11 protein-coding genes are annotated in these 12,508 nt (G+C 61.6%); 7 read left to right on the top strand and 4 right to left on the bottom strand.

The genetic code is table 11. The annotated features are described in order from the left end of the window. Positions 1-26 precede the first annotated feature (26 nt). Complete coding sequence (locus AC0V2Y_RS13670; protein ID WP_475414286.1) at positions 27-437, top strand: DoxX family protein; 411 nt, start codon at positions 27-29, stop codon at positions 435-437. Positions 438-489: 52 nt separating this feature from the next. Here AC0V2Y_RS13670 and AC0V2Y_RS13665 read toward each other — a convergent pair whose 3' ends face one another. Together AC0V2Y_RS13665 and AC0V2Y_RS13660 are read right to left on the bottom strand one after the other, a co-directional pair. Continuing rightward, positions 490-1,140, bottom strand: coding sequence for a CoA transferase subunit B (locus AC0V2Y_RS13665; protein ID WP_077403229.1), 651 nt, complete (start codon positions 1,138-1,140; stop codon positions 490-492). 157 nt (positions 1,141-1,297) lie between these two features. Further along, positions 1,298-1,996, bottom strand: coding sequence for a CoA transferase subunit A (locus AC0V2Y_RS13660; protein ID WP_092715653.1), 699 nt, complete (start codon positions 1,994-1,996; stop codon positions 1,298-1,300). A 147-nt stretch (positions 1,997-2,143) separates the two neighbouring features. Between AC0V2Y_RS13660 and AC0V2Y_RS13655 the strand changes: the two genes are divergently transcribed. Next, positions 2,144-2,710, top strand: a complete 567-nt coding sequence (locus AC0V2Y_RS13655) for a LuxR C-terminal-related transcriptional regulator (protein WP_086137696.1) — start codon at positions 2,144-2,146, stop codon at positions 2,708-2,710. Here AC0V2Y_RS13655 and AC0V2Y_RS13650 read toward each other — a convergent pair. Further along, complete coding sequence (locus tag AC0V2Y_RS13650; RefSeq protein ID WP_034752351.1) at positions 2,707-3,483, bottom strand: SDR family oxidoreductase; 777 nt, start codon at positions 3,481-3,483, stop codon at positions 2,707-2,709. The two genes, AC0V2Y_RS13655 and AC0V2Y_RS13650, sit on opposite strands and share 4 nt — an antisense overlap. 251 nt (positions 3,484-3,734) lie before the next feature. Between AC0V2Y_RS13650 and AC0V2Y_RS13645 the strand changes: the two genes are divergently transcribed. Next, positions 3,735-5,411: an electron transfer flavoprotein-ubiquinone oxidoreductase gene (locus AC0V2Y_RS13645; protein ID WP_475414287.1), complete on the top strand. Its 1,677-nt coding sequence runs from the start codon at positions 3,735-3,737 to the stop codon at positions 5,409-5,411. A gap of 63 nt (positions 5,412-5,474) precedes the next feature. Here AC0V2Y_RS13645 and AC0V2Y_RS13640 read toward each other — a convergent pair whose 3' ends face one another. Next, a complete protein-coding gene (locus AC0V2Y_RS13640) occupies positions 5,475-6,137 on the bottom strand; it encodes an acetyltransferase (protein ID WP_475414288.1) in 663 nt (220 codons plus the stop codon). Between the two features lie 272 nt (positions 6,138-6,409). On the opposite strand from AC0V2Y_RS13640, the gene AC0V2Y_RS13635 reads away from it, so the two are divergent. The 4 genes from AC0V2Y_RS13635 to AC0V2Y_RS13620 all read left to right on the top strand — a co-directional run. Continuing rightward, complete coding sequence (locus AC0V2Y_RS13635) at positions 6,410-9,619, top strand: tetratricopeptide repeat protein (protein WP_475414289.1); 3,210 nt, start codon at positions 6,410-6,412, stop codon at positions 9,617-9,619. Next, positions 9,619-10,770, top strand: coding sequence for a DegT/DnrJ/EryC1/StrS family aminotransferase (locus AC0V2Y_RS13630; RefSeq protein WP_475414290.1), 1,152 nt, complete (start codon positions 9,619-9,621; stop codon positions 10,768-10,770). Before AC0V2Y_RS13635 ends, AC0V2Y_RS13630 begins: the two co-directional genes overlap by 1 nt. Beyond that, the gene (locus tag AC0V2Y_RS13625) at positions 10,770-11,498 is read left to right on the top strand and encodes an LbetaH domain-containing protein (RefSeq protein WP_475414291.1); all 729 of its coding nucleotides are present in this window, start codon (positions 10,770-10,772) and stop codon (positions 11,496-11,498) included. Before AC0V2Y_RS13630 ends, AC0V2Y_RS13625 begins: the two co-directional genes overlap by 1 nt. Positions 11,499-11,641: 143 nt before the next feature. Next, on the top strand, positions 11,642-12,508 hold an 867-nt coding region (locus tag AC0V2Y_RS13620), incomplete at its 3' end, for a flagellin N-terminal helical domain-containing protein (RefSeq protein ID WP_475414292.1).

Below are 12,508 nucleotides of genomic sequence, written 5' to 3'. Positions count from 1 at the left end.
CCATCCACCTTTGAATGGAGTACGCCATGTCCCTCTCGCCCGCCCTCTACGCCACCTGGTCCCCACGCTTGCTGGGCCTGCTGCGCATCATCCTCGGCTTCCTCTTCCTGCAGCATGGCACGGCCAAGCTGTTCGGCGCGCCGCACGTGGCCATGTTCGACGGCTTGCAACTGTTTTCCCTGATGGGCGCCGCCGGCGTCATCGAGCTGGTGGGCGGCACCCTGCTGCTGGTCGGCCTGTTCACGCGCCCCGTCGCCTTCATCCTGTCGGGCCAGATGGCTGCCGCCTACTTCATCGCGCATGCGCCGGCCGGCTTTTTGCCGATCCTGAACGGCGGCGAAATGGCCGTGATGTACTGCTTCACCTTCCTGTATTTCGCGGCAGCGGGCGCTGGTACCTACAGCCTGGACGGCTTGCGCGGCAAGGCAGGCGCATAAAAAAAGGGCGGACATCGCTGTCCGCCCTGCTTCGATACGACCATCTGCCTGCTTACACGGCGGAAACGTCCAGTTCCGCGCCCGTGGCCGCCTGCACCTGCTCCTTGGTCACGCCCGGCGCCAGTTCCACCAGCTTCAGGCCGTTTTCCGTCACGTCGATGACACCCAGGTCGCTGATGATGACATCGACCACGCCCACGCCCGTCAGCGGCAGGTCGCACTGCTTGAGCAGCTTGTGCGACGTCGTGCCATCCTTGGCCGTGGCCACGTGCTCCATCAGCACGACGACGCGCTTGACGCCGGCGACGAGGTCCATCGCGCCGCCCATGCCCTTGACCATCTTGCCTGGAATCATCCAGTTCGCCAGATCGCCCTTTTCCGACACTTGCATGGCGCCCAGGATGGCCAGATTGATCTTGCCGCCGCGAATCATGCCGAAGGAATCGGCCGAGCTGAAGTAGGCGGCGCCGGGCAAGGCCGTCACCGTCTGCTTGCCCGCGTTGATCAGGTCGGCATCAACTTCGTCGTCGGTAGGAAACGGGCCGATGCCCAGCAAGCCGTTTTCCGACTGCAGGAATACTTCGATATTCTCCGGCACATAGTTGGCCACCAGGGTCGGCAAGCCGATGCCCAGGTTCACATAAAAGCCATCCTGCAATTCCTTTGCCGCGCGCGCGGCCATTTCGTCACGTGTCCAAGCCATTATTATCTCCCTCAATTTTCGTGGAACGCCTGTCCAAACCTACTGCGCGGCGCGCTTTGCGGCCTGCGATGCTCACCGTACTAAAGTACGGTTGCGCTTCTTAGCCACAAATCACTGCCGCTCGCTACGGTTTTGCCATGCGTAAATCTTCTATTTATTAGTCGGCGCGCACGGTGCGCTGCTCGATGCGTTTTTCCGGGTTCGCGTTGACCACGATGCGGTGCACGAAGATGCTCGGCGTGTGGACCTGGTCCGGATCGATCTCACCCACTTCGACCAGTTTTTCCACTTCGACGATGGTGATCTTGCCCGCCATGGCCACGTTCGGGTTGAAATTGCGCGCCGTTTTGCGATAGACCAAATTGCCCGCGCGGTCGGCCATGTAGGCTTTGACCAGCGCCACATCGGCCACCAGGCTGCGTTCCATCACGTATTGTTCGCCGTCGAATTCACGGATTTCCTTGCCATCGGCAACGATGGTGCCCACGCCCGTCTTGGTGAAGAAGGCGGGGATGCCGGCGCCGCCGGCGCGCAGCTTCTCGGCCAGGGTGCCTTGCGGCGTGAATTCCAGTTCCAGCTCGCCCGCCAGGTACTGGCGCGCGAATTCCTTGTTTTCGCCCACATAGGAGGCGATCATTTTCTTGATCTGGCGCGTGGTCAGCAGCTGGCCCAGGCCGAAGCCGTCCACGCCCGCGTTGTTGGAAATGGCCGTCAGGCCCGTCACGCCCGAATCGCGCAAGGCGCCGATCAGGGCTTCGGGAATGCCGCACAGGCCGAAGCCGCCGACGGCGATGGTCTGGCCATCTTGGACGATACCGGCCAGCGCCGAGGCGGCGTCAGGATAAACTTTATTCATGGGTGTCCCTCTATCTTTTGTTAAGCTTTGGTCTTGAGTCCATGACTCAGGCAGCGACTCAGCATAAAATACGCGAGTGGAAAGTACAATACCGTAGAACTACCGGCGCCGTGCCGGCCATCCCCCTGTGAGAGTGATACGTATCAGATGAACGCCGCGTCAGCCATCGATTATGAAAGCATCTTCCTGCACGCGCCCGTGGGCATGTGCATGTCGGAAAACCGTATCATGCGCAGCTGCAACGAAGCGCTGGCAGCCATGTTCGGCTATGCGCGCGCCCAGCTCGACGACCAGTCCTTCGAAGTACTCTACCCCACGCACGACGAATTCCTGCGCACGGGTGACCGCATCATCCCCATCATGAACGCCAGGGGCCGCTATTCGGACGAGCGCATCATGCGCCGCAGTAATGGGGAATTGTTCTGGTGCCACGTCACGGGCCACGCCATGCTGCCGAACAAACCGCTGGGAGCGGGCATCTGGACGTTCGAGGATGTCAGCGAGAAACGTCCCGTGACGGCGGAGCTGACCCCGCGCGAGCGCGAAATCGCCGCCCTGCTGGTGGAAGGCAAGACCAGCAAGGTCATCGCCCGCCAGATCGACCTCAGCCCCCGCACGGTGGAAATGCACCGCGCCAAGCTGATGCGCAAGTTCGCCGCCTCGACGTCGTCCGAACTGGTGCACAAGCTGGTGGGACTGCAGCTGCAGCGTTAGAAGGTACTCATTCCACCGTCTGCGGAAATGATCGCACCATTGATGAAGTGCGAATCCTCGCCCGCCAGCAACAGCAGCAGGCCGTCGAGGTCTTCCGGCTTGCCCGGGCGTTTATTTGGCAGCATCTCGATCAGCTTCTTGCCCTGCTCGGTGGCGAAATAATCTTCGTTGATTTCCGTGGAAATGTAACCGGGGCAGATGGCGTTGGTGTTGATGCCATATTTACCCCATTCCACGGCCATGGCGCGCGTCATGTGCACCATGCCCGCCTTGCTCATGCAGTACACGCCGATCTGCGGCAGCACCTGCAAGCCCGCCATCGAGGCGATATTGATGATGCGGTGCTGTTTCTTCGGATCGCCCTTGGCGCGCGCGATCATGCGTTTGGCCGTCTGCTGGGCCACGAAGAACGAACCGCGCAGGTTGGTGTCCATCACGAACGAGTAATCTTCGGGCGTGACGTCGACCAGGCGTTGCGTGGTGGAGACACCTGAATTGTTGACGAGGATATCGATGGGGCCCGCTTCCGTTTCCGCATGCGCGATGGCCGACTTGATGCTGGCGAAATCGGTCACGTCGAGCGACACCACGTGCGCGGCGCCGCCGTCCGCCTCGATTTCGGCGCGCAACTCCTTCAGGCGTTCGGTGCGGCGCGAGGCCAGCACGACCTGGGCGCCGGCCTGGGCCAGCACTTTCGCAAAGCGCGCGCCGAGGCCGCTCGATGCGCCGGTAATCAGGGCAATCTTGCCCTCGAAATTGACTTCTATGCCCACGAGCTACTCCTGTTTTATTTTAGATAACACTTTACGCCGTGCCGCCGGCACCGGGGCAAAATACCCTGCGCCGTACTTGAGCAAAGGTAAACGTCATCATTACACAAAATGGCCGGATTTAGATTGCGGCGAGGGGCAATGTCACGCAAAATGGCGCCAAAGTTGCAATCCTCGCCAAAAACAAGCACACTCGTGCTTAAATTTCCCCGAAGATTCCTCACCCACCCATTTAGTGACTAACAATCGAGACCATGACACAGCCTAATAACTTAGTTGAACAGTACGGACCGCGCGAGACCATGGAGTATGACGTGGTGATCGTCGGCGGCGGCCCCGCAGGCCTGGCGGCGGCGATCCGCCTGAAGCAGCTGGCCGCGGAAAAGAGCCAGGAAGTGTCCGTCTGCGTGCTGGAAAAAGGCGGCGAACTGGGCGCGCATATCCTGTCGGGCGCCATCATGGACCCGAAAGCGCTGACGGAACTGATTCCGAACTGGAAAGAACTGGGCGCGCCCCTGAACACGGCAGTAACGGAAGACCGCATCCTGTTCCTGACCGAAACGAAAGCCTATAAAACGCCAGGCTTCGCCGTGCCGGCCTGCTTTGAAAACCATGGCAACTACATCGTCTCGCTGGGCAACGTGGTGCGCTGGATGGGCCAGCAGGCGGAAAACCTGGGCGTGGAAATCTTCCCCGGCTTCCCGGCCGCGGAAATCCTCTACAACGACGACGGCTCCGTGAAGGGCGTGGCAACGGGCAATATGGGCGTCAAGCGCGACGGCGAGCCGGGTCCCGACTTCCAGCTGGGCATGGAATTGCACGCCAAGTACACCCTGTTCGCCGAAGGCGCGCGCGGCCACCTGGGCAAGCAATTGATGGCCAAGTATGACTTGAACGCCGGCAAGGATCCGCAATCGTACGGCATCGGCATCAAGGAATTGTGGGAAATCGACCCGGCCCAGCACAAGCCGGGCCTGGTGATCCACTCGAGCGGCTGGCCGCTGGACACGAAAACCTATGGCGGTTCCTTCCTGTACCACCTGGAAAACAACCAGGTCATGGTCGGCTACGTGGTGGGCCTGAACTACGAAAACCCCTACCTGTCGCCGTACGAGGAATTCCAGCGTTATAAAACGCATCCGGAAATCCGCAAGTTCTTCGAAGGCGGCAAACGCATCTCGTACGGCGCGCGGGCGATCGCGGCCGGCGGCTTGCAATCGCTGCCGAAGCTGGTGTTTGCCGGCGGCGCGCTGATCGGCTGCGATGCGGGCTTTTTGAACATGAGCCGCATCAAGGGCAGCCACGCGGCCATCAAGAGCGGCATGCTGGCGGCGGACGCGGCCTTCGGCGCGCTGGGCGAGCAGCGCCAGCACGACGAACTGACGAGCTACCCTGTGGCATTCGAGAAATCCTGGCTGCATGAAGAACTGCACGTGGCGCGCAACGTCAAGCCATGGCTGTCGAAGGGTTTGTACCTGGGCAGCCTGATGACGGGCATCGACCAGCTGATCTTCCGCGGCAAGGCGCCGTGGACCCTGCACCACTCGCATGGCGACCACGAATGCCTGAAACCGGCGGCCCAGTCGAAACCGATCGTGTATCCGAAACCGGATGGCAAGCTGACCTTCGACAAGATGTCGTCCGTGTTCATCTCGAACACGAACCACGCGGAAGACCAGCCCATCCACCTGACCTTGAAGAACGCCAGCGTGCCCGTCGACGTCAACCTGGCCACGTATGCGGGTCCGGAAGCGCGTTACTGTCCCGCCGGCGTGTACGAATTCGTGAAGAACGACGACGGCGCAGAGCGCCTGCAGATCAATGCGCAAAACTGCGTGCACTGCAAGACCTGCGACATCAAGGACCCGACGCAGAACATCGTGTGGGTGACACCGGAAGGCGGCGGCGGGCCGAACTATCCGAACATGTAAGCTCGTCGCGCGGCATGCCAGCGCAGCAGCGCTAGCGCTGCCGCGCTTCGGCTGCCGCGGTTTCTACAGATACTTGTCGCCCGCCTGGCGGCCGCGTACGGTTTTTGCCGGCGCGCCATAGCTGACGCACAGATCTTCCACGGGCCGCGTCACGACGGCGCCGGCGCCGACCACGCAATGACTGCCAATCCGCATGCGCTGCAGCAGCAAGGCGCCCATGCCCAGGGCGCTGCACCTGCCGATAAGGCAATTGCCGCCCGTCGCGGCGGCAGGCGCCAGACTGGAAAACGCCTCCATCACGGAATCGTGGTCGAGCGAGGCGCGCGTATTGACGATACAGCCCTCCCCCACGTCGCAGCCGGGATTGATCACCGCCCCCGCCATCACCACGCTGCCCGCGCCGACGCGCACGGCCCTGGCGACGCTTGCCTGCGGATGCACGGCGCTGACGAAAGGCAGTTGCGGGCACAATGCCGCCACGCGGGCCGTCACGCTTGCCCGCACAAAATTGTCGCCGATGGCCGCCAGCACCCCGGACACGGCGAGCCGTTCCACCAGGACCGGCAAATCGGACTCGGCGCCAAGCACGCGATAGCCCGAGGTTTCCTCGCCGACCGTCCGGAACGCATCGATCAAGCCGGCAATGCGAAAGTTCCCCTGTCGCTCAACCACGTCGATCACGACCTTCGCATGGCCCGATGAGCCTATGATTAAAATGTTTTGCATATATCTGCTGAAAAATGAACGATATCGGGCAGCGGCCATCCACCAGGGAAGGCGCCAATGCCGGGCATCATACCAGCAGCCCGGCGCGAGGCATGCCGTCCATTCCCCTGCAAGGTTTTTAAAACGGCCACTTTTTCCCACGCTTTGACCAGCCAGCAACACCTAGTTTGCATTGCGACAGCATTCCTGGATAAATTCCATCTGGAAAGTTTCTCAGAAGCACTTTCACCAGTTACAATTCCCTCTGCTAACTATTTCACCTCCGCCCGCCCATGAACGCTAACGCCCTTCCCGCAGTGCCCCTCGACGCCGACTTGCAGCAGGCAATTGCCGAACACCAGGCTGGCCGGTATGCCGAGGCGGAAGCGCTTTACCTGGCGATTCTGCAGGCACAGCCGTATCACGCCATTGCCAACCATAATATGGGCTTGCTGGCGGGCCAGCTGGGGCAATACCAGGCCGGCTTGCCGTATCTGCACAAGGCGCTGTCGGTCAATCCCGATGAAGGCCAGTTCTGGCTGTCGTATGCGGATGGCTTGCTGAAGGCGGGCGAACGCGAGCAGGCGCTGGAAATCGTCACGGCGGCCATCGCGCGCGGCCTGGACAACGACCAGTCGCAAGGCTTGCGCAGCCGCATCGAAACGGCGATCGCCAGCACGCCGACAGCGCAGGAAACGCAGCACGTCATTGCGCTGTATCAAGCCGGCCACCACGCGGCACTGGAAGCGGCCAGCCGCGACCTGACGCAGCGCTACCCAGACTCCGACTTTGCCTGGAGCGTGCTGGGCACCGCCCTGCAATTACAGGGCAAGGACGCCTTCGAGGCCCTGCTGAAAACCACGCAACTGGCGCCCAACGATGCCGAGGCACATGGCAACCTGGGCACCGCATGGCAGGAACGGGGCATGTACGAGCAGGCGGTCGACAGCTATACCCGGGCGCTGGAACTGAATCCGGACTTTGTCGAGGCACATGGCAACCTGGCGGCGGCGCTGCAGGCGCAAGGCAAGCTGGAGCAAGCCGAACAGGCATACCGGCAGGCGCTGGCGCTGCGACCCGATTACGCCAAGGGCCATTTCAATCTGGGCAATACACTGCAAGCGATGCAGCGCAGCGCCGAAGCCGTCGCGTGCTATCAACGCGCGCTGGCCCTGCTGCCGGGCGACGCGGACATCTACCTTAACCTGGGCAATGCCCAGCAAGACCTGCAGCAATGGCACGCGGCCATCGTCAGCTACCGGGCGGTGCTGCAACTGGCGCCCCACACCACGGCGGCGCATGCCAATCTGGCCGCGGCGCTGCATGAAGCCGAAGACTACGCGGGTGCCGTGGCCAGCTACCGCCGCGCCATCGCACTGCATCCCGGCGACGCCAAGCTGCACAACAACCTGGGACGCGCGCTCCAGTCGCTGGACCAGGCGGAGGAAGCCATCGCCGCATATGCCCAGGCGATCGCGCTCGATGGCGATTTCACCCAGGCGCTGAGCAATCTGGGATTGCTTCAATGCAAACAAAAAAATTACACGGCGGCCATCGAGTACTGCGCCAGAGTGCTGCGCCTGCAGCCGGACGATGCGCAAGCCTGCGGCCAGCTCGCCATCGCCTACGGCGCGGCCGAAGACCGGGACAATGCCCTCAAGTATTTCCAGCAAGCCATTGACCTGGCCCCCGGCAGCGCCGCGAACCACAGGCAGCTGGCCGATTACTACAGCACCATCAAACGCTATCCGCTCGCCGTGGAGGCATACCGCCGCACGCTGGAACTCGATGCCGGCGATAGCGAAACGCACAATCACCTGGGCGTCGCCCTGCAGGAACTGGAGCAATACGAGGCAGCCACCGCCGCCTATGAGCGCGCGCTGGAACTGGAACCGAAAAACATCTCGGCGCTGTGCAACCTGGGTTCGACGCGGCAGGCGCAGAAACAATTGGAACACGCAAAGCGGACGTATCTGGCCGCACTCGAGCTCGACCCCGCCTTCGAGCGCGCGCACTTTGCACTCGGCAATTGCTACGTGCTCATGAACGAGCCTTTGCTGGCGCTCGAGTGCTACCACAAGACGCTGGAGATCAATCCCGACTATCGTGACGCCTACGTCAACATCAGCGCCACCTTCAGCAATATCGGCAGGATAGAAGAAGCGATTGAAACCTGCCGCAAGGGCCTGGCCGTCTGCCCGCTGTGGGAAACCCTGTTCAGCAACTACCTGTTCTTGTTGTCGCATAGCACCGAGATCGATCCGCAGGCGCTCTTTGCGGAGCATCAGCGTTTCAGCGCCACCTTTGAAACGCATATCGCCAAGGGACGCGCAGGCCACAGCAACAGCCGCGACCCGCTGCGCACCTTGAAGGTCGGCTTCGTGTCAGGCGACCTGCACAACCATCCGGTGCCGCACTTCCTCATTCCGGTACTGGAAAATATCGCCGATGGCGCCCAATTGTCGCTGTATGCCTACCACAACAATCCGCAAAACGACGATATCACGGAGCGCCTGCGGGAAGTCATTCCCCACTGGCGCCAGGTCGAGCACCTGTCCGACCCGGACCTGGGCCAGCTGATCCGCGACGATGGCATCGACATCCTCATCGATCTGTCGGGCCACACGGGCAAGAACCGGCTGCTCATGTTTGCTGGCAAGCCCGCGCCTGTCCAGGCCAGCTGGATCGGCTACCCGCTCACGACGGGACTGCAATCGATCGATTACTATCTGGGCGACCAGCACTTCACGCCGCCGGACGAACTGGGCGACCAGTTCTCCGAGAAACTGATGCTGCTGCCCGCCTGCGTTCCGTTCCTGCCGTCCAAGCTGGCGCCCAGCGTCCAGCCGGCGCCTGTATTGACTAATGGCTACATCACGTTTGGCAGTTTCAACCGCACCAATAAAATCAATCGTCAGGTCATCGCGCGCTGGGCCAGGGTGCTGCGCGCCGTCCCCGACGCCAGAATGATCGTGGCGGCCATGCCGAAATCGGAAGCGCCGCCGCAACTGGCGGCCTGGTTCGCGGAAGAAGGCATTGCGCCGGAGCGCCTGACCTTCGAAGGACGCACGGGGATGGCGCAATTCATGGCCATCCATCACCGCATCGATATCTGCCTCGATGCCTTCCCCTACTGCGGCAGCACGACGACCCTGCATGCGCTGTGGATGGGCGTCCCCACGCTCACGACGGCAGGGCCCACCATGCCTAGCCGCGCCGGCAACATGATCTTGCGCCAGGTCGAACTCGATGACTTCATCGCCGCCGACGAAGAGGATCTCGTGCGCAAGAGCGTGGCCATGGCGGCCAACCCCATGCTGCTGGGCGCCTACCGCTTCAGCATGCGGCACCGCCTGGAGCGCTCCGTCCTGGGCAAGCCCAAGCTGATTACGGAAGGGCTGGAAAATGGCTTGCGCATGGCATGGCAACGCTGGTGCGAAGGCTTGCCGCCCGTTTCGTTCGAAGCCCCCGTGGCCGTGCCCAACCCGCCGATCGGATTATGATGAGTATCAAGAAAAACAAGCCGGTCTATGTCACCCAGCCCCTGCTGCCGCCGCTGGAGGATTTCCTGCCCTATCTGGAAACGATCTGGGACAACAAGATCCTGACGAATGGCGGCCCGTTCCACCAGCAGCTCGAGCAGGCGCTGTGCGACTACCTGGGCGTCAAGCACATCTGCCTGTTCGCCAACGGCACGCTGGCATTGATGACGGCCTTGCAGGCGCTGCGCATCAACGGCGAAGTGATCACGACGCCGTATTCGTTCGTCGCCACCGCCCACTCGCTGCTGTGGAACAACATCAAGCCCGTCTTTGCCGACATCGAGCCGCATAGCCTGAACCTCGACCCGACCAAAATCGAGGCGGCCATCACGCCGCAGACCACGGCCATCATGCCCGTGCATTGCTACGGCCGGCCATGCGACATCGAGGCCATCGAGAAAATTGCCGACAACTATAATCTGAAGGTGATCTACGATGCGGCGCATGCGTTCGGCGTGCGCCACCGGGGCGGCAGCGTGCTCAATCACGGCGACCTTTCCGTGATCAGCTTTCACGCCACGAAGATCTTCAACACCTTCGAAGGCGGCGCCATCGTCTGCCCCGACGCCAAGACCAAGCAGCGCATCGACCACCTGAAAAACTTCGGCTTCGTCGATGAAGTCACGGTGGTGGCCGCTGGCATCAACGGCAAGATGAGCGAGATCAATGCCGCCTTCGGCTTGCTGCAGCTCAAGGGCATCGACGGCGCGCGCCAGAAGCGCAAGGCCATCGATGCGCACTATCGCCAGCAACTGGCCGGCATTCCAGGCATTACCTGCGTGCAGCAAGGGGATGCCGAGGCGGCCAACCACGCCTATTTCCCGATTCTGGTGGGTCCCGGCTATCCGCTGTCGCGCGACGCCCTGTTTCAATCGCTGCGCGACCAGGAAATCTACGCGCGCCGCTATTTTTACCCGCTCATCAGCGACTTCCCCATGTACCGCGGCATGCCGTCCGCCGCACACGCGAACCTGCCCGTGGCGCGGCTGGCGTCGTCGCAAGTGATCTGCCTGCCCATCTATCCGGATCTGGACATGGCAACCGTCGATGCCATCATCGCCATGATCGCCGCCCCCGTCTTGCAGCAAGAAACCGTACGGAACATCGCCTGATGCACATTTCCACCGAAACCAATTTCTCGGGCGTGGCGGAGAACCATGCCTGGTCGGCCCAGTTCACGGTACTCGGCTACGACGATGGCGCCATCAGCACCCTGCCGCATCAATTCTTCCGCGACTGGCTGGACCAGGACCCGGAGAACGGCCACTTTTATATCGGGCGCGGCTCCTGCTTCGGTGTCGGTTCGCTGGTGAAATATGACAGCGGACAGCAAAGCCTGTGCGTGGGACGCTATGTGGCCGGCGGCTCGCGCCTGAGTTTCATCCTGAATGGCCAGCACGAGATGCGCACGATCTCGACGTACATGCTGTCGATCCTCGGCGGCGGCCTGAAAAATGTGCCGCCGCCGCAGTACGCCGACACGGTGATCAAGAACGATGTGTGGATCGGCGACGAAGTGATGGTGCTGGGCGGCAGCGTGATCGAAAACGGCTGCATCATCGGCGCACGCTCGCTGCTGCCACCGAATTTCCGCTCGGAACCCTATGGCATTTATGCGGGCTCGCCGGCGCGCCTGATACGCTACCGTTTCACGGAAAAAGTCCGTGCCGCGCTGCTCGAGCTGGCCTGGTGGGAAATGCCGCTGGAATGGGTACGCAACAACAACGCCATGTTCCTGGAAGACCTGTGCGCCGACGAAGCGAAGGCATTGCTGGTCCTCGACATCCTGAAAAGCAGCCGCAAACAATGGGAAGCGGAACACGGCGGTGTGGCGGATTGAAGCCGGCATGGATTATCATTCAGGCAAGGGAAAAATATATTTCCACACGGCATTTAATAAAGTGAAATGAATGGTCGTCTTGTACTGGTAGGAGCAGATAAACCGTCGCTCCTCACCATAACCACCCAATTAGGAATGACACCATGCTGAGTCTTCACACCAACGCTGCCTCCCTGTCGGCACAAAATTCGATCTCGAATACCCAATCCAAACTGTCGACTTCGATGACGCGCCTGAGCACCGGCTTCCGCATCAACTCGGCCATGGACGACGCTGCCGGCCTGCAAATCGCCACCCGCCTGAAAGCGCAAACCAGCGGCATGACCGTTGCGATGAACAACACGCAAAACAGCACCTCGCTGTTGCAAACGGCTGAAGGCGCGTTCGCCGAAGTGACCAACATGCTGGTACGCATGAAAGACCTGGCTACCCAGGCTTCCGATGCCTCGTCGACCGCAGCCGACAAGACCGCCATGCAAGCTGAATACAATGCATTGGGTCAAGAGCTGTACAACGTCATGACCAACACCACGTTCGGCGGCACCAAGCTGCTGGGCAAAGGTAGCGCTGCTGCCGACGGCACGCTGTCGACGTCGATGACGTTCCAGATCGGCGCCAGCTCGACGGAAAAAATGACCTTCGACGTATCGGGCAACCTGTCCACGCTGAACACCGCCCTGAGCGGCCTGAGCGCGAACTTCTCGAGCGGCGCATCGACCGGCGCGACGGAACTGACCGCTTCCGCCAACGCCACCATCGGCCTGCTGGCGACCGCCATCGACAGCGTCAGCACCGTGCGTTCGGCACTGGGCGCGACGGCCAACCGTCTGGACCACGTCAACACCAACCTGTCGAACATCGCCACCAACACCAAAGCCGCTACCGGCCGCATCATGGACACCGACTTCGCGACCGAAAGCTCGAACATGACGTCGTCGCAAATGCTGCTGCAAGCTGGCACCGCGATGCTGAAACAAAGCAACAGCATGTCCTCGATGGTCATGTCCCTG

This window comes from Janthinobacterium sp. BHSEK (assembly GCF_056174685.1).
This window is presented reverse-complemented; position numbering and strand designations above follow the sequence as displayed.

Excerpts from the sequence above, each read along its gene's own strand:
- AC0V2Y_RS13670 (WP_475414286.1), top strand. The coding sequence starts at position 27 with ATGTCCCTCTCGCCCGCCCTCTACGCCACCTGGTCCCCACGCTTGCTG.
- AC0V2Y_RS13665 (WP_077403229.1), bottom strand. The coding sequence starts at position 1,140 with ATGGCTTGGACACGTGACGAAATGGCCGCGCGCGCGGCAAAGGAATTG.
- AC0V2Y_RS13660 (WP_092715653.1), bottom strand. The coding sequence starts at position 1,996 with ATGAATAAAGTTTATCCTGACGCCGCCTCGGCGCTGGCCGGTATCGTC.
- AC0V2Y_RS13655 (WP_086137696.1), top strand. The coding sequence starts at position 2,144 with ATGAACGCCGCGTCAGCCATCGATTATGAAAGCATCTTCCTGCACGCG.
- AC0V2Y_RS13645 (WP_475414287.1), top strand. The coding sequence starts at position 3,735 with ATGACACAGCCTAATAACTTAGTTGAACAGTACGGACCGCGCGAGACC.
- AC0V2Y_RS13640 (WP_475414288.1), bottom strand. The coding sequence starts at position 6,137 with ATGCAAAACATTTTAATCATAGGCTCATCGGGCCATGCGAAGGTCGTG.
- AC0V2Y_RS13635 (WP_475414289.1), top strand. The coding sequence starts at position 6,410 with ATGAACGCTAACGCCCTTCCCGCAGTGCCCCTCGACGCCGACTTGCAG.
- AC0V2Y_RS13630 (WP_475414290.1), top strand. The coding sequence starts at position 9,619 with ATGAGTATCAAGAAAAACAAGCCGGTCTATGTCACCCAGCCCCTGCTG.
- AC0V2Y_RS13625 (WP_475414291.1), top strand. The coding sequence starts at position 10,770 with ATGCACATTTCCACCGAAACCAATTTCTCGGGCGTGGCGGAGAACCAT.